Source organism: Nocardiopsis sp. CNS-639 (assembly GCF_000381685.1).
Classification (GTDB): domain Bacteria; phylum Actinomycetota; class Actinomycetes; order Streptosporangiales; family Streptosporangiaceae; genus Nocardiopsis; species Nocardiopsis dassonvillei.
Window position 1 is genome coordinate 136,140 of sequence record NZ_KB906854.1, and the last position, 20,347, is coordinate 156,486.

General features: G+C 71.8%; 16 protein-coding genes. 6 read left to right on the plus strand and 10 right to left on the minus strand.

Annotated elements, in window-relative coordinates; translation table 11 throughout:
* The first annotated feature begins 379 nt into the window (after positions 1-379).
* Positions 380-1,447 (plus strand): polysaccharide lyase family 1 protein, encoded by a 1,068-nt coding sequence (locus G011_RS0100520; protein ID WP_019606738.1) that lies wholly within the window; start codon positions 380-382, stop codon positions 1,445-1,447.
* Here the strand turns inward: G011_RS0100520 and G011_RS0100525 are convergent.
* The 3 genes from G011_RS0100525 to G011_RS0100535 form a co-directional block, all read right to left on the minus strand.
* A complete protein-coding gene (locus G011_RS0100525; protein WP_019606739.1) occupies positions 1,440-2,339 on the minus strand; it encodes a hypothetical protein in 900 nt (299 codons plus the stop codon). The genes G011_RS0100520 and G011_RS0100525 overlap by 8 nt on opposite strands.
* Positions 2,340-3,371: 1,032 nt before the next feature.
* Positions 3,372-4,247, minus strand: a complete 876-nt coding sequence (locus G011_RS0100530) for a hypothetical protein (RefSeq protein ID WP_019606740.1) — start codon at positions 4,245-4,247, stop codon at positions 3,372-3,374.
* A gap of 87 nt (positions 4,248-4,334) precedes the next feature.
* Positions 4,335-5,435: a pilus assembly protein TadG-related protein gene (locus G011_RS0100535; protein WP_019606741.1), complete on the minus strand. Its 1,101-nt coding sequence runs from the start codon at positions 5,433-5,435 to the stop codon at positions 4,335-4,337.
* A 422-nt stretch (positions 5,436-5,857) separates the two neighbouring features.
* Here G011_RS0100535 and G011_RS30500 point away from each other — a divergent pair, with 422 nt between their 5' ends.
* A complete protein-coding gene (locus G011_RS30500) occupies positions 5,858-6,829 on the plus strand; it encodes a hypothetical protein (RefSeq protein WP_155979691.1) in 972 nt (323 codons plus the stop codon).
* A 13-nt stretch (positions 6,830-6,842) separates the two neighbouring features.
* On the opposite strand, the gene G011_RS0100545 is transcribed toward G011_RS30500, so the two are convergent.
* From G011_RS0100545 to G011_RS0100565, 5 genes are all read right to left on the minus strand, one after another.
* On the minus strand, positions 6,843-9,269 hold the full coding sequence (locus G011_RS0100545; RefSeq protein WP_026337876.1) for a glycosyltransferase family 4 protein: 2,427 nt from the start codon (positions 9,267-9,269) through the stop codon (positions 6,843-6,845).
* Positions 9,270-9,568: 299 nt separating this feature from the next.
* Complete coding sequence (locus G011_RS0100550; RefSeq protein WP_019606742.1) at positions 9,569-10,240, minus strand: hypothetical protein; 672 nt, start codon at positions 10,238-10,240, stop codon at positions 9,569-9,571.
* A 35-nt stretch (positions 10,241-10,275) separates the two neighbouring features.
* Positions 10,276-10,803: a hypothetical protein gene (locus G011_RS32265; RefSeq protein WP_064972179.1), complete on the minus strand. Its 528-nt coding sequence runs from the start codon at positions 10,801-10,803 to the stop codon at positions 10,276-10,278.
* A 12-nt stretch (positions 10,804-10,815) separates the two neighbouring features.
* Positions 10,816-11,772, minus strand: a complete 957-nt coding sequence (locus tag G011_RS29435; RefSeq protein WP_231391353.1) for an OmpA family protein — start codon at positions 11,770-11,772, stop codon at positions 10,816-10,818.
* 131 nt (positions 11,773-11,903) lie between these two features.
* Positions 11,904-12,116: a hypothetical protein gene (locus G011_RS0100565; RefSeq protein ID WP_019606745.1), complete on the minus strand. Its 213-nt coding sequence runs from the start codon at positions 12,114-12,116 to the stop codon at positions 11,904-11,906.
* Between the two features lie 701 nt (positions 12,117-12,817).
* On the opposite strand from G011_RS0100565, the gene G011_RS0100570 reads away from it, so the two are divergent.
* A complete protein-coding gene (locus G011_RS0100570; protein WP_019606746.1) occupies positions 12,818-14,053 on the plus strand; it encodes a TIGR04222 domain-containing membrane protein in 1,236 nt (411 codons plus the stop codon).
* A 179-nt stretch (positions 14,054-14,232) separates the two neighbouring features.
* On the opposite strand, the gene G011_RS0100575 is transcribed toward G011_RS0100570, so the two are convergent.
* Positions 14,233-15,240: an LLM class flavin-dependent oxidoreductase gene (locus G011_RS0100575; RefSeq protein WP_019606747.1), complete on the minus strand. Its 1,008-nt coding sequence runs from the start codon at positions 15,238-15,240 to the stop codon at positions 14,233-14,235.
* Positions 15,241-15,422: 182 nt separating this feature from the next.
* Between G011_RS0100575 and G011_RS29440 the strand changes: the two genes are divergently transcribed.
* The 3 genes from G011_RS29440 to G011_RS0100595 all read left to right on the plus strand — a co-directional run bounded on the left by G011_RS29440 (position 15,423) and on the right by G011_RS0100595 (position 19,377).
* Positions 15,423-15,776, plus strand: coding sequence for a helix-turn-helix transcriptional regulator (locus G011_RS29440; RefSeq protein WP_019606748.1), 354 nt, complete (start codon positions 15,423-15,425; stop codon positions 15,774-15,776).
* A gap of 237 nt (positions 15,777-16,013) precedes the next feature.
* Entirely contained in the window at positions 16,014-18,065 is a 2,052-nt protein-coding gene (locus G011_RS0100585) for a serine/threonine-protein kinase (RefSeq protein WP_019606749.1), read from the plus strand.
* Between the two features lie 376 nt (positions 18,066-18,441).
* Positions 18,442-19,377 carry a nitroreductase/quinone reductase family protein gene (locus G011_RS0100595; protein ID WP_019606751.1) on the plus strand — a complete coding sequence of 312 codons (936 nt, stop codon included), beginning with the start codon at positions 18,442-18,444 and terminating at the stop codon, positions 19,375-19,377.
* A gap of 51 nt (positions 19,378-19,428) precedes the next feature.
* Here G011_RS0100595 and G011_RS0100600 read toward each other — a convergent pair whose 3' ends face one another.
* Positions 19,429-20,343: a type II secretion system F family protein gene (locus G011_RS0100600; protein WP_019606752.1), complete on the minus strand. Its 915-nt coding sequence runs from the start codon at positions 20,341-20,343 to the stop codon at positions 19,429-19,431.
* Positions 20,344-20,347: the final 4 nt, after the last annotated feature.

Here is a 20,347-nt window from a genome sequence, read left to right on the forward strand (position 1 = left end):
CGCGCTTCCCGCGCGGCTCGGCGTCGTGAGCGCCGTTCGCCGTGTGGCTCAGGGCGGAGCGGGGCCGTGCGCCACTTCCCAGGCCGTCCGGGGCCGACCCGGCCCCGTGCGGTGTGTCATCCCCCACACACCGCGCGTGCACCGCTCCCGGGCGGGGGTTGGGGTTGGGGCCGCGGACCCGGCTGTGGCAAGGTCTAGGCATCGTTTCCGGCCCGCCCCGCCCGTCTGCCCGGGCAGGCGGACGATCGGGAACACCGGGGCCGTCCGCCGGGAGGCCCGTGCTCCCCCGTGGCCGTGCGGTACCGCCACGGGTCCACGCCGCCGCCCGGCATCGCCCCCGCCCCCACACCCCCTGTCCCGCTGCGTTGGAAAGCCCTTGATGAGACCTCACCCGATCGCCGCCGCGTCCGCGGCGGCGCTGTTGTGCGCTGCCCTCACCTCGTGTTCCCCGGAAGGGGAGGAGGCCGCGACGCAGCCGCAGACCGGTGCCGCCGCCGAACCGGACACGGAGGCCGACGAGTCCGGGTCCCCGGCGGAGCAGGCCCCGGGACAGACCCCGGACGAGACTCCGTCGGAGACACCGGAGGGGGAGCGGGGCGGGCCGGTCGGCTGGGCGGGCGAGCCGCTGGAGCGCGACGGCGAGGAGTACCCGGGCGCGGTCGGCGGGGCGGAGGGGGAGACCGTCACCGCCTCCGACGCCGGGGAGTTGGCCGACCACCTGTCCGCCGAGGAGCCGCTCACCGTCGAGGTCACCGGAGCGATCGACCTGGACGGGACGGTGGAGGTCGGTTCGGACAAGACCCTCGTGGGTGTCGAGGGCGGCGCCGAGCTCACCGGCGGGCGGCTGGTGGTCGACGGGGCCAGCAACGTCATCCTGTCCAACCTGCGGGTGGAGGCCGACGGGACCGCGGTGTCCGTGCGCGGCGGCGCCCACCACGTGTGGGTGGACGGCTCCACGTTCTCCGGCGGCGGGGACGACCCCCTCGTCTCGGTGACCGGCGGCGCCGACCACGTCACCCTGTCCTGGAACCACTTCGCCGACGCCGAGTCGGCGCTCGCCGTCGGCGGCGGGGAGGAGGAGCCGGGGGCGCTGCGGGTCACCGTGCACCACAACTACTTCGACGGGACGGCGGGACGCCACCCCAGGGCGCGGTTCGCCGAGCACGTGCACGTGTTCAACAACTACTTCCGGGCCAACGAGGAGTACGGGGTGGAGTCGGCCGACGACTCCAACGTCCTGGTGGAGGGCAACTACTTCGAGGGCACCCGGCTCTCGGTGGCCACCTCGGAGGAGGAGCCCGGCAACGTGGTCACCCGTGACAACCTGCTCGTGGACTCCGCGCAGCCCGACCTGCTCGGCGAGGTGGCCGACCCTCCCTACGCCTACGAGATGGACGACACCGCCCGCGTCCCCGACGTGGTCTCGGCGGAGGCCGGGGTCAGCTGAACGAGTGGTACTCGTAGCTCTCCCCTACACCGCTCTCGGTGCGGTAGTCCAGCCTGCGGGGGTACCCCTGTTCGTCGATCCACAGCTCGAACTCGGCGTCCCTGACGGTGGTGAGGGTGTTGCGCCCGCTCCCGGGGTCGTAGCCGCCCAGCAGCGCCGTGAACGTGCCCGTGTAGTGGTAGGCGCTGTGCGTGCTGTGCAGCTCCGGCCACTCCAGGCTCACCTCCTCCCGTCCCTCCAGCGCGAGGTCGGTGGAGGTGGCGAGCACCTCGCGCAGCTTGACCGACCCGTACGCGCGTGAGCACAGGTACCGGTCGGCGTGGCTGGGCGGGTCCAGCAGCTCCAGGCCCCGGTCGGCGGTCATCATGAGCTGGCCGCCGCCCACGTCGTAGCGGTACACGCTCAACCCGTCCGTGGTGGAGAAGTAGTGGTCGAACTCCGGCTCGGCCCCCGCGTCGTACATGGCCTGCCCGCGGCCCGAGGTGATCGGGCCGGCGGCGGTCGTGGGGTGGGGCGCGGGCGGATCGGGAAGGGCGTCGGCCGATCCGGTGCCGGGATCCGGTGCGTCCCGCGGGTCGCTCTCCCCGTCGTGCACGGTGAAGGTGAGGTGGAAGGCCGAGGAGTCCTCCACGAGTTCGACGGCGGCCTCCAGGTAGGCCTCGGCGTCCTCGGGGTCGGCCGCGGTACGGGCGGAGCCGCTGCGCGGCGGACGGGACTCCGGGCCCTCCGCGACGTCCAGCGGGGGAAGGGGGTCGCCCACGACGAGCCGGGCCACAGCCCATCCGCTGGCGACCACGGCCAGGCAGACCAGCACCATGAGGAGGGAGACGAGCCAGTTGGGCCGCCCTCCAGGGGAGGAGGGCTGCTCGTCGGGGTCGGAGGGGTGCGGCATCGACGGAATCGACACGGCCTGGGCCTCGTTTCTGCGGATCTTCGCGCGACCGCCGGGGGACGCGGGGGGTTTGCTGATCGTTCTCGTCCGGCACCGGAGGGTGACGGTTGCTACGACGCGGTGACGCAGTGTTCCGTTCGATGGTCCCACGCATGTGATCGCCTCCGACATCCACGAAAGTGAGCACCCAGTCGCGGTGGGGTGACTCCAGGAACGGTGCGAGGAAGCCGAAGGTGTCGGTCCGCGACAGCCGCCGCAGGGTCTCCTCGGCGGCGTGCTCCCACAGCAGCCGGACCGCGGTCCGGGCCGCGGCGGAGGCGGCGAAGGTCGGACTGCGGAAGAGTTCGTGCAGATCCTCGCCCTCCAACCGCAGGACGGTGGCCTCCAGCACCCGCGCGTCCAGCAGGCCCAGGAGGGACAGCGCGCAGTCCGTCCGGGCCACCGGATCGGGGAGGGCTCCGGCCCGCGCGCAGCGCAGGACCGCCTCCGCGGCGGCGGCGGAGTCCAGCCTCCAGTCCCCGTCCGGTGCGGGTTCGTGGCCGGTTGTGGCCGTGCCGTCACCGGTGTCGGTTCCGTCCTCGGGACGGGAACCGGACGCGTCGCCCAGTGCCCGGTGCACGGCTCCCCGCAGCTCCGCGGGGAGCCGTCCCAGCGCGCCGTGCGCGGCGGCCGCGACGAGCAGGGACAGCACGACCAGCAACAGGGCGGCGTACTCCAGCAGGGTGTTGCCCCGGTCCACGTGCCCACCTCCTGTCGCTTCGTGCCCGCCCACGGTCCGGACCGTGTCGATGGAGCCGTCGGCTCGTACGCGCCCCGTGCCGTTCGTAGTTCGGGCTGTGCGTGCCCTGTGCCGTACATGCCCTGTGCCGCGCGTGGTTCGGGCTGTGCGTGCGCTGTTCCGTACGTGCGCTGTTCCGTACGTGTTCTGTTGCGCGCGCCCTGAGCGGTGCCGGGAACCGGGCTGTGCGCGTCCCGTGCGGCGGCCCGGCACCCGGCGGGCCTCCGGTCGGGGGAGCTGGCACCGGAGACCCTCTAGGGCTGCCGGGGTGTGAAGAGCTGGGGCGGCTCCCTCTCGTAGGCGCGCACGCGGCCGCGGATGAGCTCCAGGTGCTCGGGAGGGCACGACCAGCCCTGGCGGATGAGCGTGTGCAGGATGCGGCGCAGCAGCCGTCCCGGCCGCAGCTGGAGGTCGTACACGCTCGCCGAGACCACCTCCCAGTCCTGCGCCCGCATCGCCGCGTACCGGACCCGGTCGCTCGCCCTGGCCACCGTCGAGGAGTGGAACTCCAGGCTGTCGTACTCCAGCGCCACCCGTTGGTCGGGCCAGCCGAGGTCGGCGTGGAACACGCCCTCGTCGGTGGGGACCGGGCACTGCGGGACGGGAGGGGGTAGGAGCGCCTCCAGGACCAGCACACGCGTCCACGACTCGGCGGGCGACTGGCTCAGCGCGGAGGAGTAGCGCAGGGCGGTGCGCAGCTGCCTCAGCTGCCGCTGGGAGCGGGCCCGCTGGGCGGCGCGGAGCAGGTCGCCCTTGGCGACCAGCCCCCGGGAGAGGAAGGCGTCGAGGCGGGCCGTGGCCATGAAGACCGAGGGCGCGCGGGCGGCGACGTCGACGGCCGCGCGCACCGCGGTGGTGACGCGCACGCCCTCCACCACGTCGCGGTCCGCGGCGGGCACGTGCTCCCGGTGGGCGACCACCGGCATGCCGCTGGTGCGTACGCCCCGGGGGACCGCCACGTGCGGGCGGGTGCGTGTGGCGCGGGTGCCCGCCGGGTGCAGGTCCACGCCCCAGACGTAGGAGGCGGTGATGTCGCAGACCACCGCGTCGGGGGAGATCGGACCGACGATCGGCGCGAGCGTGCGCAGGAGGAGGGAACGGTCGGGAAGGGTGTGCTCACGGACTGTCATACCCTCCAGGTTCGGGGGCGGGCACCGCCCCGGCAAGCCCCTTCCGCCGCCTGTGGACAACTCCCGGGACCCCCGCGCGGGGTCCGGTCACTGCATCGAACCGTCACCTGCAGCCAGGTGGATGTGGTCGATGTGGTTCTGGGTGTTGCTGTGTCTGTTCTCCATGGGGCGGCTCACGCTCGCCCAGGGGCCCACCGGGTCCGGGGTCCCGCCGGTCACGTTCCAGATGCGCTGCTCGTAGATGATGCCCTTGACCCCGAGCTGGTGGGAGTTCTGGATCACCCAGTCGATCACCGTGATGGCGGTCGCGTGCATCTGCGGGGTGGGGACGCCGCCCAGTTCCGCCATCATGTAGTCCACCGCCTCGCCGGTGTGGTGGTCGCTGCCCGGCTCGTTGCGCTGGCCGCCCGCGGAGAGGTAGAAGCCCGGGAACTCCTGCTGGAGGCGCTGGTGCGCCGCGCACATGACGGGGTGCAGCGACCCCAGCGCGGCGCAGTCCACGACGGGCCCGCCCCCTCCGATGAAGTTGGGGTTGAAGCTGTAGCGGCCCTCCTGGTCGACCAGGTGCACGTCGATCAGCCGTTTGGCGGAGGCGAGGTCGTCGACGGTGCCGCCGTCGCAGACCAGCTCGCCCCCGTCGCGCCCGCACTGGTGGGGGATGCGGACGATGGCGATGGCCGAGGCGTTGCCGACCACGGTGTTGGTCTCCTCCTCGCTGCCGTCGCAGACCACGTCGTTCCAGTGCCGGGACCCGTCCTCCTCCAGTTCGCGCTGGCACACGGCGCCGCGCACCTCCACCCGCACGATGTTGCCGCTGCGTCCCATGACGTTGTCGCTGGCGCGGATGTCGGTGAGGACAGCCCCGTTGCTGCGCGCGTACTCCTCGGCGCGCGCCTCGGCGGCCTCCTCGTCGAACCAGGGCATGGGGTAGGCGCCGTCGACGATGTCCTGCGCGGCCCGGTCCTGGAGGGCGCCCACCGCCGCCAGCGCGGCGGCGTCGGCCGCGGTCTGGGTCTGCGAGCGCTGGTCGTTGGCGGCGCCCACCCGTACGAACAGCAGGGTCAGCGAGAGCAGGGCCAGGGTGAGCCCGAACAGGAGCAGGACGTTGGCCTGTCCGTCGTCGCCTCTGCCCGGCGCGCGCCGCCGGGACGGAGGGGCGGTGTGGGGGAGGATCCGTCGCAGTCCCATGCCTTTTCCATCAGGGGAGGGGGTGCTCCCGGGAGGAGGGGAGCGGAGGAAGGGGGGAGGGCCGATCCGCGTCGCGCGTGGTGAGCACGCGAACACGCCCGGACAACGTCCCGACCAGCGCAGCTTATCCGGGCATGTCGGGAAGCGGTAGGGCCTGTGGACGACCGCGGCCGCCTGTGGGACCGGTGTGACGGGTGTTCGCCCTGTTGGGACGCGAGATGGCGGAGCGGCGACCGGGGGGCCACGCGCGACGGGCCCCGGGGCCGCGCGACTTCGTAGGAATTGTCCGGCGGGTTTCTGGCGAGTGTGGGGCCCATGACGGGTTCCGCACAGGGAGGATGGACCCTGTCCGACGCGTGTCGAGTCGTGGTGCGTGGTCGGATTCGCACCCATTCCACCGCAGAAGAAGCGAAGGCGAGGACATGAGCGCCCGTAAAGCGATGACCCCCGTCGAACAGGACGAGCTCCTCCGCAGGATCGGGACGGACCTGCTCCGGGCGGCCCCCGACGACTGGGTCAAGCTCCGGCTCGTGTACTCCGGACTGGGCGCCTGCGAGACGGCCCTCTTCGAGGTGATGTTCGAGGGCGGGCGCAGCAGCGGCTGGGTTCCGCCGCTGTCCACCCTGGAGCGGCTGCGGGAGATCCGCACGGGGATGTACGCCGAGGGGACGGGTACCTGGTACACCGCCTACTACGAGATCGACCGGCCCGCGAGCTACCGCGTCCGCTACGACTACGAGAACGAGCCGCACTTCGACGAACCGCGGGAGGACGCCAGCTACCTGCTCGACCTGGAGCACTTCCCCCGCGACGACGAGCACGTCCCCGCCTGGCTGCGGGACCGGCTGGAGGGGGACCGCGTACCCGAGGCGCAGGACGGCGGGTCTCCCTGGAGCCTGCTCATCGCCTCTCGTCCCGAGCCGCGGACGCGGATGTCCCCGGGGGACATGACCCCCGAGGAGATGATGGACACCGTCCAGGAGATCGTGGACCGCACCCTCGACGCCGTCCACGGCCCCTGGACGGAGGTGGTCGTCGACTACCGGGGCGTGTTCGGGATCTCCTCGTCACGGGTGAGCGTGCGCAGACCCGACGGCGGCACGGAGTGGGACCTGCTCCTCCCCGAGGTCGGACGGCTGCTGGACCGGCTGCGCACCGGCATGTACCAGCCGGGCAAGGGCACGTGGTTCACCGCCCGTTTCACGGTGCAGGAGTCGCGGGAGATCGGGGCTCACTTCGACCACGACGCCCCGCCCGAGTTCGACGTCGAACCCGACCCCCGCAACTTCCACCAGGACATCCAGCACTTTCCCCGCGGCGCCGACCACCTGCCCGACTGGCTGCTGGACCGGCTGAGCTTGGCCCAGCGCATGATCCGCACCGGGCAGGCCTGAGGGCGTTCCCCGGTCAGGGCATCCGTCGCCGGACGGCCTCCCACGCGTGGACGTCGGCGACGGTGACCTGGAGGTCACCGGACCCCAGGGGCGTCACGGTCGCCGAGCGCACGTACGGGCCGTGGCTCCAGCGGCGCGAGGTGCTGTCCGGGACCGCCGTGGCGCCCAGGCGCCCCAGAGCCCCCGGCGGCCCCGCCAGCAGCCGCAGCCGCCACGTGGCCCGGATCGCGCCGGAGCCGCCGTACCCCGACCCCGTCAGCAGCGGCAGGGAGCCCACCAGACGGCCGCCGGAGGCGGAGCCGCCCTCGGCCCGCAGCGGGAAGCGCCGGCCCACGTCGGTGCCGCGCACCACCTCCACGGCGTACTCCGCGCCCTCCGGGAGCGGGGAGGCCAGACGCACCTCGAACCGCAGGCGACCCGCGCCACGCCCCGCGGGGCTCGCCCGCACGGCATCCACCTCCAGGGTGGGAGCCAGCGGCGACGTCACGAGTCCCAGCCGGTCGTTGACCGTGTAGTAGGGGCGTACCCGCGAACCGGACCCCTCGCCCCGCTCCACCTTCTGGTCCGGGTACCGGATGATCTTCCGGTAGCCCGCCACACCGGACAGGTGACGTCCCACGGTGCACTCGGTCCCGTCGGAGAGCACCAGGCGCAGCTCCCACTTCTCCGATTCGCCGTACCGGCCGTGCACCACGACCTCGGGGTCCACCACCGCCGTGAAACGGCCGTCACCGGCCACCGGCGCGGAGAACTCCCGCAGGGCTCCGGGAGACGTGCGCAGCCGCACCGCTAGGCGCGCGTGGGCGTCGGGTGCGTCGCGGCCCAGCACCCGGCCCTGCACGGTGATCAGCCCGTCGGCCGACTCCACGTGCTCCACCTCGGCGTGGTGCGCCGAGCGCCGCACGTGCAGCACCAGGCGGCCCTTCGCCGAACGGGAGGGCAGCACCAGGGACAGGCGCCCGACCCGTTCCGGGTCCAACGGGAAGCCGTGCTGGCGGATCTCCACGTCGTGGACCGGGGTCTCCCGGTCGCCGTCGAGCCGCAGCACCTCCCACGTGCGCGCGGCCAGCCGACCGCGCGCGGCGTCCACCACCACGTCGCCGCCGTCCGGCTCCAGCTCCACCCGCTTGCCCTCCAGGGTCAGCACCACCCGGTCGGGCGGATCGGTGAACGACAGCACCGCGGCCCCGTCCCCGTCCACGCGCACCCGGCAGGCGGCGGCCGGTTCGGGGCGCGGCGCGGGCACCGACACCGGCGGCGGAGGCAGCTCGTGGCCGGAGAGGTCGGAGAACAGCTCCTCGTGCATCAGCATGACGTTGGCCGGGTCGAAGCGTTCAGACCCGGTCAGCGCGGCGGAGGACATCCGCCGGCGCAGCTCGTCGTCGGCCATCAGCTGGGCCAGCCCGTCGGCGATCCCCGGGGCGGACCGGTTGGGCACCAGCAGCCCGTCCTCGCGGTCGCGGATGATCGACGCCGGGCCGTGCGGGCAGTCGGTGCTCACCACCGGCAGCCCCGAGCGCATGGCCTCCACGATCGTCATCCCGAACGGCTCCTCACTGGAGGTCACCGCCGCGAACGAACCCTGGGCCCAGGCCTCCTCCACGCGCGGGTGCGCGCCCATCAGCCACACGCGGTCCTGGAGCCCGAGCGAGTTGACCAGCCGGGCCAGCGCCGCACGCCGGTTGCCGCGCCCGTAGATCCGCAGCGTCCACTCGGGGAAGTCCTCGCTGACCATGGAGAAGGCCTGCACCAGGAGGTCGTGCCGCTTGCTGGGGGCCAGCCGACCGGCGGACACGATCGTGCGGCTGTTGTGCCCGTTGGCGGTGAACGCGGGCGCGGGCACCGAGTTCGGGATGGACAGCACCCGCACCCGCGGCATCGGCATCCGCTCCCGGTACGTGCGCGCGTCGGCCTCGGTCACCGTCACGAAGGCGTCCAGGTGGGGGTAGGTCTCCTCCATCACCCGGCGCAGCGGCTCGGAGTGCTGGTCGTAGGTCAGGTGCTCCTGGCCTATCTTGACCACCCGGCTCGGAGCGGCCCGGGCGATCACCACGTTCAGCCCAGGCCGGGTGCCCACCACCACGTCGGCGTCGGTGGTGGCCAGGTACTCCTCCAGCCGGTCGTCGGTCAGACGGCTGTGTGTGGGACCGCGCGCGTCCTCCGGCGGGAAGAGCAGCGGCGGTACACCGGCCCGTTCCGATCCCTCGTACAGCGGGCGGCCGTCCGTCCCAGTGCCCTGGTCGCCGTCGTACCCGCGCACGTCCACGAGCGGACGCAGGCGCACCTGCGCGGGTACGGGCAGAACGGGCTCGGCGCGGTGCCGGAACACCGAGACGATCTCGACCTCGTGCCGGGCGGACAGCGCCGCCGCCTGGTTGGCGACGGTGCGCACGGTTCCGCCGATGCCGTACATGTCGTTGATCAGATAGGCGATCTTCACCGAACCCCCGTGTGGTCAGTGCCGACCCGTGCCCCCACGAGACGGCAGCGATGCCCGTCTTCCACACCAGAGCCCCCGCAGAGGCGGCGTGGGAACGTCCAGGGTACGAACGCTCCGCAGAGAGAAATGCCCCTTATGTCTGATAAGACCCTGGTATTTACTAATTTCTGTGGGTGTTTTGCGGAACCTTAACAAGCCGCGAAGACGCCTCACCCGGCTCCGTGAGCGGCGCTCGTGTAAGGGGGCGCGAGCGCGAGGCGGTCGGGGAAGGCGGGTCGGGAAGGGGATGGGCGGCATCCTCAGTAGGTGCCGGTGTCCTCCCAGTAGGCCCAGGCGGCGCAGGGTGACCCGTAGGCGTCGTCGATGTGGCTGATCCCCCAGGAGATCTGCGTGGACGGGCTCTCCCGGAAACCCTCGGGCATGGAGCCGTGCCTGGCCGGGTTGAACCCGGAGATGCCGTGGTCACCGGTCTCGGTGTTGACGAACGTGTGGTCCCAGTGGGAGACGACGCTCCACAGGTTGCTCAGGCACTCCCACTCGTTCTCGGTCCAGCCGCGGTCCGCGGCCATGCCCATCGCGAGCGTCTCGTTCTCCAGGGCGTTGGAGTTGCCCTGGCCCCACTCGTACTCCTCGGGTTCCTCCGGCCGGTCGGCGTCCACCCAGGTCTCGTCGCCGCAGCCCGGGCCCTCGACCAGGCACACCATCTGCCGGACCCCGCTGTTGAAGGTCTGGCTGAGTTCGAGCTGGTAGACCGCGACCATGATCGCCGCGGCCAGCACGGTGACCGCCGCCAGCTCGACCAGCGCCGCGCCCCGGTCGTCCGCCGCCCTCCGGGCGGGGCGCAACCGTTGCAGGAACCGGCCGTCCCGGTGCCGCCGCGGCGGCCCGTTGCGCTCACCGGACCGCCCGGGCGGCCCGGTGGGGGAGGGTCGTCGGTTGTCTCCGAGCTCGGGGCGGTGGGGAGTGGGCAACGCCGCCTCCTGGGTGGTCTGGGTGGTGGGGGACTTCAGGAGACGGGGACGTCCTCGATGGGATCGAAACCGGGGATCTCCACGGAGATGGTCTCAAGGTCGCTCGGAACCGAGTACATGGACCAGTAGCTGACGGTCTCTCCCGGCAGCGCCGTCTCCTGAAGCTGCACCGAATACTCCCCCGAGCACAGACAGTAGTTCTCACTGTCCATGATCGGGTGGAACCTGGTCCCGGTCTCGGGGTCGAACGCCGTGATCCCGGCGAAGTTCGGCCCTGAGTACATGTAGGAGTACTGGTTGAACCAGGACAGCACCACACGTTCGTCTCCGGGGTTGCGGATGCTCCAGGTGACGGACAGGAGGTTCCCGCTCTCGTTCCTGCTCGCCTCGTTGACCTCGGCTCGCAGTTGGCCCGACAGTTCGTCTGTTCCGCTTGCGCTGCCAAGTACCTCCAGATCGCTGCTCTGTGGCGCTGACGCGGCAGTACCTGTTCCCGCGGACGTGACGAACAGGATCGACGCGAATGCGACAGCGAGTGTGGATGACCGGTGAATCTTGTTCATGGCGCTGCTCGCTTATTTTTCGAATGTGACGCTGACTCGTCGGTTGCGCTCTCGTCCTTCTTCGGTGTTGTTGTCGGCTATGGGATCGCTGGCTCCGTGGCCCTCGACGTCGAAGGTCACCCCGTCCCTCGTGACCAGTTCGGACAGGACGGACTCGACCGCCTCGGCCCGTTCGAGGGACAGCGGAACGTTGATCGACTCACTGCCTGTGTTGTCGGCGTGACCGTCGACCTGAACGACATCGGAACTCGCGTCGTTGATTTCACTGGCGACCTGTTCGAGGATCTCTTGGGCCTCGGGGCTGAGAACTGCGCTGTTGGTCTCGAAAAGCACATCTGAGGAGAGGAGGATGCTGATCTCCTCGCTGTCCTCGGTCCGTCCTGTCTGGTCTTCGGTGTTGTCCGAAATGAAAGTCAGGTCCAGGATCTCCGGTGAGGCCAGGTCCTCACTCTCGAGGGTCTCCGGCGACTGGCTGATGGGAATGTCCATCAGGGGCGGAGTGAGCGGTGTGGTGACAGTCAGGGATTCCACGTCGTCTGTGACGGGAAGCGGGAAGGCAACCCACATCTCCTCGGTTTGCCCGCTGGCTATGTTTCCGTTCCAGGTGGAGCAGAAACAGGAGCCGTCGCTCCTCTCGTAGCTGAGGAGCCTCTTCTGGTTCCGTGCGTCGATGAGACTGATCCGGCTGGCGCTGTTCGGCTTTTCGTCCACAGTGAGGCCGAAGTTGAGGAGGAAATCGGAGTCGGACTTGTTGGTCACCCCGAAGCGAAGCCTTAATAAGCCGGGGGAGATGTTCTCGAGCGCGTACACATCGATTTGGAGGTCATCGCCGATCGCCGTTGACGAAGACGTGCTGCTGGCCAGTATCTCCTGCCCGTTGTGTTCGCTGCTGTTTTCCGGCTGTGAAGAAGATGGCGGTTCGGCATCGCTGTTCTGCCCTGCGGAGGGGTTGCCGTCCGAACTGACCACACACCCTGAAATAAGAAAGGGGAGAGCCACAAGGAGCGAAGCGGGGCGAAGTGCTCCCCGTCTCGTTTTTCTTGGAGGATGAGGGGGTGCGGCTGACATCTCTTCTCGCCTGATAGTTCTGATGGGAGCGATTACTCGTACGGAGCGAGGATCTCCGTTATCGCAGTGGTGATCGACTGGCCGATTCTGCTGGGGATGCCGATGGCCAGGATCGCTGCGACGATGCCCGCGATGAGGATGACTATCGCTGCGTACTCGATGAGGGTCGCGCCCTTGTCCTTCTCCTTGGAGGTCGGCACGAGGAAGGTGCTCAGCGTCACCCAGAGTTTGGTCAGGCTGTTCACGGGGCTTAACTCCTTGAGGAGGGGGTCTTACGGCACCACATCTTCGCGGTCTGCGAGCAGGTGGGGTCCTGCCCGCGGCCACCGGGGGGAGTACGTGGGCGACGCGTGCTCACGGAGTCCCACTATCCGGCATGAACACCGACGCCATCCCGCCTTCTGACCGGATGTGGCCATCTTCCTTCAGGATGCCCCATGGATCCCGGAACCACACGTTGTCCACAGGGCTGGATGAACGCCCAGGCGAAAGCCGGTGGTCGGGTCGATGCGCGGTCACAGTTCCTCGCCGAGACGGGGTCACGTTTGGTGGTCGGCGGGTCACCATGATGGCACGTGTGCTGCGGGGGCGCCATGGCCGGACGGCGAATACCAGGTCACCGTTGGGCTCTCCGGAGCACCCGGTGCCGGACGGGACCCGTACTTGCGCGAGAAGGCGCCACGGTGACCGGGTACGGAGCGGGGGACAGGGGGAAACGAGGGTGCCTGTGGGACACACCGCTTCCTCTCCCCGGGCGCGATCACCCGGCCTGCCGGGCCCTCCCCCCGGTTTCCGACGGCTTCGGACAGAACCAGGTGCCTTCGGACGGCATCCCCCAGTCAGGACTCCGATCCTCGCAAACCCCCCTCCTCCACGACCGCTCATCCCCCGCTCCCACACCCCCACGACCCCGACCCCCCCGAGACCGAAGACAAGAGGTGGCGTCTTGGACCCCAGCTTGGCCCTTCCCCTGGTGGCAGCTCTGAGCGTGGGACTGGTGGTCGGAGGCGTTCCGCTCTCCGCGGTCCTGAGGGGCGCCTCCGCCCTCGGATCGGCGCTCCGCCGTCCCGCACTCACCCGCCAGTCCCCGCCCGACCCGGACGAACTCGAACCGAACGAACTGGCCCTGCTCGCGGGAGGACCGGTCCGCGTCGGGGAGACCGCGGTCATGGACGCCTTCCTGCACGGGCGCATCCGCCAGCAGCCCGCCGGCGGGCTCTTCACCCTCGTGGGCCCCTCCCGTCCCTACACGCACGAGAAGGACGCCGTTCGCCGGGAGCTGGTGAGGGTCTTCCGCAAACGCGTCGGTGTCAGCGCCCTGGAGATGCTGCGACGGGTCGTCGCGGGCCAGGGTGTGGAGAAGCTGCGCACCGGCCTGGCCGGGTCCGACCTGATCGTCGACTCCCCGCAGCTGCGCCGGGCGCTGCGGCGCCGCGAAAGGGCCCCGAGGACGATCCGGCGCCTGCGCTCCGTCGCGATCCTGGCCGCCGCCGCGGGCGCGGCCCTGCTCTTCCTGGTGGAGCCGGGCGCCGTCGCGCTCGGCCTCCTCGTCGCGGGGCTCGGCGCACTGGCCTCCCTGGTCGCCGCCCAGGTGGTCATGGCAGCGACCGGAGGCCCCACGCTCAGCCCCAACACCCCCAGGGGGAACGCGGTGCTGGAGTCGGCCCGCCGGAGGTACGGCGCCTTGGAGACCGGGTCCACCGGGACGGCCTCCATCGGTACGCATCCCGCCGACGCGATGACCCGTGACCACGCGGTCCGGCGCACGGCGCTGACGGGCTTTCGTTCGCTGCGCGCGTCCGCGTCCCGCCGACAGGTCGGCAGGGCCCGCTCGGACCAGGAGTCCGCGCAGGCCCAGCAGGACCCGGTCCCCGTCGCCGCCCACGCGGGCGGCGACGGCCCGAGCGACACCGCGGGCACGGGCGGTGCGGACTCCGAATCCGTCACTCTGGAAAGCCTGTGCCTGTTCGCCGAGCTGTGCCAGGGGCCGGGTGGTTCCGACGACCGTTCGGGCGGCAGCGAGGGCTGGGGCGGTGACTTCGGTCACTACGGTGACGGCGGCGGCTGGGGCGGAGGAGACGGCGGATCCGGCGGCAGCGGCTGGGGAGGCGGCGACGGCGGCGGTGGCTGGGGAGGCGGCGGCGACGGCGGTGGTGGCGGGGGCGGTGGAGGGGGCGACTGAACCCCTCCACCCGAACGTCCTGGCCCGCCCCGGAGCCTCACCGCGCTCCGGAGCCAGGTGCCGGGCGGAGTTCTACGCGAACCCCGCCCGGCACTCCCGCACGGGGAAGGCGGCGCCACTGCCTGCCCACAGATTCGGCGCCGCCACCCTTGACCGTCTCCCCGTGCGGGGAGGTGGGGTCAGCCCTGGTCCGGACGCTTGAGGTCGGCCAGTTCCGCCAGCAGCTCGAACGAGCGCAGGCGAGCCTTCTGGTCGTAGATCATCGACGACACCATCAGCTCGTCCACACCCGTGTCAGCGACGAACAGATCGAGCTTGCGACGGACTGTTTCCGGGGAACCCACGAACGAGTAACGAAGCATGTGGTCCAGTCGTTCCTTCTCCCCCGGACGCCATGCGGTGTCCAGGTTCTCCACCGGCGGGCGCAGTCGTCCCCGCGCACCGCGCAGGGTGCCGAGGAACGCCTGCTGCATCGTCGTGAACAGCTGCTGGGCCTCCTCGTCGGTGTCGGCGACGAAGGCGTTCACCCCCGCCATGGCGTACGGCTCCTCCGACTGCTGTGAGGGGCGGAAGGCCTCCCGGTAGGCCTTCAACGCCTCGTACAGCGCGTCCGGAGCGAAGTGCGAGGCGAACGCGTAGGGCAGGCCGAGCTGCGCGGCCAGCTGGGCTCCGAAGAGGCTGGACCCCAGGATCCACAGCGGCACCCGCAGTCCCTCGCCGGGGATGGCGCGTACGGGCTGGCCGGGCTCGGCGGGCTCGAAGTAGGCCTGGAGCTCCTGCACGTCGTTGGGGAACGTCGCCGAGGCGCTGTGGTCGCGGCGCAGTGCCATCATCGTGCGGGGGTCGGTGCCCGGCGCGCGGCCCAGGCCGAGGTCCACCCGTCCCGGGTAGAGCGACTCCAGCGTGCCGAACTGCTCGGCGATCACCAGGGGCGAGTGGTTGGGCAGCATGACACCGCCCGCCCCGATCCGGATGGTCGAGGTCCCCTCGGCGATGAAGCCCAGGGAGACGGAGGTGGCAGCGCTCGCGATGGCCTGCATGTTGTGGTGCTCGGAGAGCCAGAAACGCTTGTAGCCCAGCCGCTCCGCGTGCTGGGCGAGTTCCCTGGCGGAACGCAGCGCGTCACCGGGCGTGGACCCCTCGGCGATGCTGGCGTGGTCGAGCACCGACAGCGCGACGTCGGACATGGTGGCTCTTCCCCCTGTTGCGTGGCGGGTCCGGCTGCGAGGCCGTGACGGGAGGATCCGCTTCCCCGGCCGACCTGCGCGTTCGATATTCGACGAACATCGAATTACGAAGGTACACTTCCGACTGTCCATGAGCCAAATCTCGCCTGGTCCCGGCCGGGCGCCGCATGAGGAGGACCGCCTTGGCTCCCAGGGAGCACGCGCACCCCGCCCTCCACGAGGTGGAACTGGTCACGGTTCTCGCCGCGCTGGCCGAGCCGACCCGGCTGCGGCTCGTGCGGATGCTCGCCGACATGGACGGGGAGCACGCCTGGAAGGACATCGACCTGCCCATCGCCCAGTCGACGCTGAGCCACCACCTGAAGATCCTGCGCAACGCCGGCCTGGTGCAGAACCGCACCGAGGGGACGCGGTGCTTCATCTCGCTGCGCGACGAGGAGCTCGAGGGACGCTTCCCCGGTCTGCTGGAGTCGGTGCTGGCGTGCCGCGACGCCACGGCCCCGCGTCCCGATGAGGAGAGCGCTTCGGCCCGGTAGCGGTGGGATGATCGGCGGAGCCCGTGCCGTCACCGACCACGGAGCGTTGTCCGGCTCCCGGTCCCCCCTCGCTGGGTGCCGGTGCCACACGCGTGACCCGCGTCCCGGAAGGCTCGTGGGCCGACCCGGCACGGGGTACGTCCGGGAATGTACGGTCGGTACAGGTCTACGCAACCATGGGTCGGCGGTCCAGGCAGTGCGCGTTCCCCCGGCCCAGGAGAGTGGAAGGCGCCCCCCATGGCTCCGAACCCGCCAGCCTCCCTTCCGGCGCACGTGCGCCCGCTCACCGCGGGCGATCCCGCCGAGATCAGCGGCCACCGGCTGATCGGCCGCCTCGGCGGCAGCACCATGGGCGTGGTCTACGCCGCCGTGGCCCCGGACGGTGAGGCGGTCGCCCTCAGGGTCGCCCACGCCGAGTGGGTTCCGGCCGCTGACCCCGACCGCAGGATCACGCTCCTGCGCCGGTCCGTCGGGGTGTGCGCCGTGGGCGTCAACGCCAGCGGAACCTTCCACGGACGGCCGTGGGCCTCGGTCCAGTACCTTCCCGGCCCCGACCTGGCCCGCCGCGTGCGCGAGGACGGACCCCTCCCCGAGCCCGCCCTCCTGGTGCTGGCCGCCGGAACCGCCGAGGCGCTGACCTCGGTCCACGCCGCGGGCGTACCGCACGGGGACGTCAAACCCGGAAACGTCGTCCTGACCCCCGAGGGCCCCCGGCTCGTGGACCACGGGATCGCCCGCCGGGTGGACGACGCGGACTCCCTGACCACCGCGGGCAGCGTCGGCTGGCTGGCTCCGGAGCGCTACGCGGGCGCGCGGCCCGACACCGCCTCCGACGTCTTCTCCTGGGCCTGCCTGGTGGTGTTCGCCGCGACCGGGCATGCCCCGTTCGGTACGGACGCCGCACCGCCGGAGGCGGCCCGCCGGGCCGGGGAGGACACCGTCGACCTCGCCGACGTTCCCGAGGGGCTGCGTCCCCTGCTGGCCCGGGCGCTGTCGACGGACCCCGGGCGGCGCCCCGCGGCGGAGGAGGTCTACCTGGAGTGCCTGCTGCTGGCGGGCGTGGAGGACAGCGCCACCCCCGACGTGTGGGCGGATCGGCTGCGCGCGCTCGTCCGCGCCCACTGGCCGCGCGTGGACGCGGACCGCGGCCAGCCCGCGGAGTGGATCAGCTCCGCCCTGCACATGGCGGAGCGCGAGGCCGAGGCCGCGAAATCGGATGCCTCCCCCCGGTGGAGTCTGCGCGCCCGGGGCCGGGCGGCCGGTGTCGTCAGCGACGGTGGGACCGGCGAGCACGCGACCGGTCGGCGGGCGACCGGAGGGCGCTCGCGTGGGCGCCGCCGCGCGGAAGCCCGGCGCCGGCTTCCCGTTCTGGCGGTCGCCGCGGCCGTGCTCCTGGCCGTGTCCGTCGGCGGCGGTTACCTGCTTCTGAACGCCCTGTCCGGGGAGGCCGGCACCACCACGGCCGACTCCGGCTCCGGGACGGACTGGGCCACCGCGGGGGATCCGCCGACCGGGCCCCTCAGCGGAACGGAGCTGGTGGCGGCCTCGCTCGACACCCTCCTGGCCGCGGACTCCTTCGAGCTCACCCTGCTCACCCACGCCGGAAACGGGGAGGGCCACGGCCAGCCGCTTCCCACCGGTACCGACCCCACCCTCTTCGACCGGGTGCTCTACCAGGCGGGACCGCCGGAGGCGCTGCGCTGGACCAGTACCGTCAGCGGCGCACGCACCAGCGACCTGCTGATGGCCGACGGCGACCTGCTGCGCGCGGAGAACTCCGCCTGGAACGCGACGCCGACCTGGTACGCGGCCGAGCCGGGGCTGACGGAGGAGGTGTTCTCGCCCGCGGAGGTGGTCGCACCGCTCGTCCGCGCGGCGGAGGAGGGGACCGTCACCGTGGAGGAGGAGGTGGTCCTCGCCGCGCCCCCGCCGGCCCAGGACGCCTTCGGACACCTGGGCGGCGAGGCCCCCGACGGCGTGCCCGCGATCCGGGTGGAGGGCACGTTCCCCGCCGAGGGAGGGCCGGGGGAGGCGGACACGGTGTTCGCCCTGGTCGCGACCGAGGACGGGGTCCCGTTGAGCTTCGCCACGGAGGGCTCCGGCGGAGGGGCGCTCAACGGACGCCCGGTGTCGGAGGGGGTCCCGGTCTCGTTCCTGGACCCCGCCGCCCCCGAACCGGAGCGGTGGTACACGCGGTACACGTTCGTGGAACTCGACGGAGCCCCCGACCTGGGCATCCCCGACCCCGGGCAGGTCCGTCCCGCCGCTCCCGCGCCCGTCGGCGACTGAGCACGGGGGCCGGCCGGGCGGCCTCCCCGCGTACCTGTGGCGCTCCTCCCTCCCGATGGTGTAGGTTCACCCCCGTGTCGCGTACCACCGACCACAGAGCAGTGGGCCGGTCGGTAGGTATGGAGGCACCTTGACATCCGGGAGCGCACTGTGAGCACACACACCGCGGACCGCGTCTAGCCGTTCCGACGGCGCTGGCCCCAGCCGCGCCCGAACGCGCCCAGACCCCTCGCGACCTTCCCGGAGTCCTCTTCCGGCCCGGCCACGCCCGGGCTCCCTGTCACGTCCACCCGCCACCCGTGCGCCTGCGCGCCCGGGCCGCCGCGGGTGCCTTCGGGGACGGTCGCGCCCATGACCACCATCCCGAAGGAGACCTGTGACCGAAAACCCGCACGTCCGGACCGCCGAACCCCACGTCAGCGACTTCAACGTCCCCGTCGTGGAGGAGTTCCGCGCCAACGGGGGCCGCGTCGGCGGCATGTTCGAGGGCGGCGACCTTCTGCTGCTCACCACCGTCGGGGCCCGCTCCGGCCGCGAGCACACCACCCCGCTCGGCTTCGTCCGTGTCGACGGCCGCGTACTGGTCGTCGGTTCCGCGGGCGGCTCGGACCGCCACCCCGACTGGTACCGCAACGTCCTCGCCCACCCCATGGTGCGCGTGGAACTGGGCACCGAGACGTTCGACGCCGTCGCCGTCCCCGCCGAGGGCGCCGAACGCGACCGCCTGTTCGCCGAGTTCGTCCGCGCGGACTTCGGATACGCCGACTACCAGGCCGGAACCGAGCGGGTCCTGCCGGTGGTCGCCCTGGACCGCGTCCACGCGGACGGACCAGCCGAGGTCGCCAACCTCGCCGACAAGCTCGTGGAGATACACACCTGGCTGCGCGGTCAGCTCGCGCACGTGCGCACCGAGGCCGAGGCCCACCTCGCCGAGCGCGTCGCCGTGGCGCACGGGGACGGCCCGCCACCGCTGGGGCTCAGCCTCCAGCTGCGCCAGCACTGCCTGGCCTTCTGCGAGTCCCTGCACTTCCACCACTCCAGTGAGGAGTCCGGCCTCTTCCCGGCACTGGGACGGCAGGCCCCTCACCTGGAGGAGGCGCTGCGGCGGCTGTCGGAGGAGCACCGCACCGTGGACCGCGTCCGCGGTGAGCTGGAGGCGCTCATCTCCGACCTGTCCACGGCCGATCCCGAGCGCTTCCGCGCGGAGCTGGACCGGATGACCCGGGAACTGGAGGCCCACCTGGACTACGAGGAGGCCCAGCTGATCCCGACCCTGGCCGAGATCCCGTTCCCGCCCACCGGTCCGGCCTAGAGCCCTGCCGGCGGCCCCTTCCCCCGTCCCCCGGGGAAGGGGCCGCCCCCGTCAACCGCCCAGGATGAGCCCGAGGTTGACCTCGGTGCCCAGGAACATCGACCCCACGATGAGGATGAGCAGGCCCGGAAGCAGGGTCACCGCGGTCACCATCGTCACCCGGGGGTTCATCCGCTGCGCCTTGCGGCGCATGTACTGCGCGTCGGCGCGCCGCATGTCCTGGCTGATGGCGACCAGGGTGTCGCTGAGCGGGGCGCCCAGCTCCTCCGCCTGCTGGATCGCGGTCACGAACTTGCTCAACGACTCGTTGCGGTTGCGTCGGCGCAGCATCTCGAACGCCTCCCGCCGCGAGGTGCCCAGCTCCATCTGCTGCAGGGCCAGCGCGAACTCGTCGGCGAGCACGCCCGGCATCGACTCCGCCACCCGGGCCACCGCGGCCCGGAACGACATCCCGGCGCTCACCGTCACCGCCAGCACGTCCAGGAAGTCCGGCAGCTGCGACTGCACCTTGTCGCCGCGCTCCTGGCCCTGCACGTACAGGCTCAGGTCGGTCAGCCCCATGAAGGCCAGCACCACCAGCCCGACCAGCGGGTTCCCCGAGGCGAACATCAGCAGTCCCAGGGTGCCGTACAGCGCCACCTCGCCGACCTTGCGCCGCAGGTAGCGCTCCAGGGTCAGCCCCTCCGGCCTCCCCGCCGCCTCGATGCGCTCGGCGATGGAGATCAGGCGGCGCTGGCTCAGCGACGCGTGCAGCGATCGGGCGAACGGCCGTCCGATCGCCTCGGTGATCCGGTGCAGCACGAACGTGTCGTCGGACCGGATCCGCGTCGGACGCGCGGCCGGGTCGGCCACCCGCACCCGGGTCTGCGACATCATCAGGTACAGGCCGTAGCACGCGACCAGCGCGACCAACGCGCTGGCCAGAGCGGCGGTCAGCGGCACCAGCAGGGAGAGGGGGGCGTTCATCGGG

Excerpts from the sequence above, each read along its gene's own strand:
- G011_RS0100530 (WP_019606740.1), bottom strand. The coding sequence starts at position 4,247 with ATGACAGTCCGTGAGCACACCCTTCCCGACCGTTCCCTCCTCCTGCGC.
- G011_RS0100520 (WP_019606738.1), top strand. The coding sequence starts at position 380 with ATGAGACCTCACCCGATCGCCGCCGCGTCCGCGGCGGCGCTGTTGTGC.
- G011_RS0100585 (WP_019606749.1), top strand. The coding sequence starts at position 16,014 with ATGGCTCCGAACCCGCCAGCCTCCCTTCCGGCGCACGTGCGCCCGCTC.
- G011_RS0100575 (WP_019606747.1), bottom strand. The coding sequence starts at position 15,240 with ATGTCCGACGTCGCGCTGTCGGTGCTCGACCACGCCAGCATCGCCGAG.
- G011_RS0100525 (WP_019606739.1), bottom strand. The coding sequence starts at position 2,339 with ATGCCGCACCCCTCCGACCCCGACGAGCAGCCCTCCTCCCCTGGAGGG.
- G011_RS32265 (WP_064972179.1), bottom strand. The coding sequence starts at position 10,803 with ATGAACAAGATTCACCGGTCATCCACACTCGCTGTCGCATTCGCGTCG.
- G011_RS30500 (WP_155979691.1), top strand. The coding sequence starts at position 5,858 with ATGAGCGCCCGTAAAGCGATGACCCCCGTCGAACAGGACGAGCTCCTC.
- G011_RS0100600 (WP_019606752.1), bottom strand. The coding sequence starts at position 20,343 with ATGAACGCCCCCCTCTCCCTGCTGGTGCCGCTGACCGCCGCTCTGGCC.
- G011_RS0100535 (WP_019606741.1), bottom strand. The coding sequence starts at position 5,435 with ATGGGACTGCGACGGATCCTCCCCCACACCGCCCCTCCGTCCCGGCGG.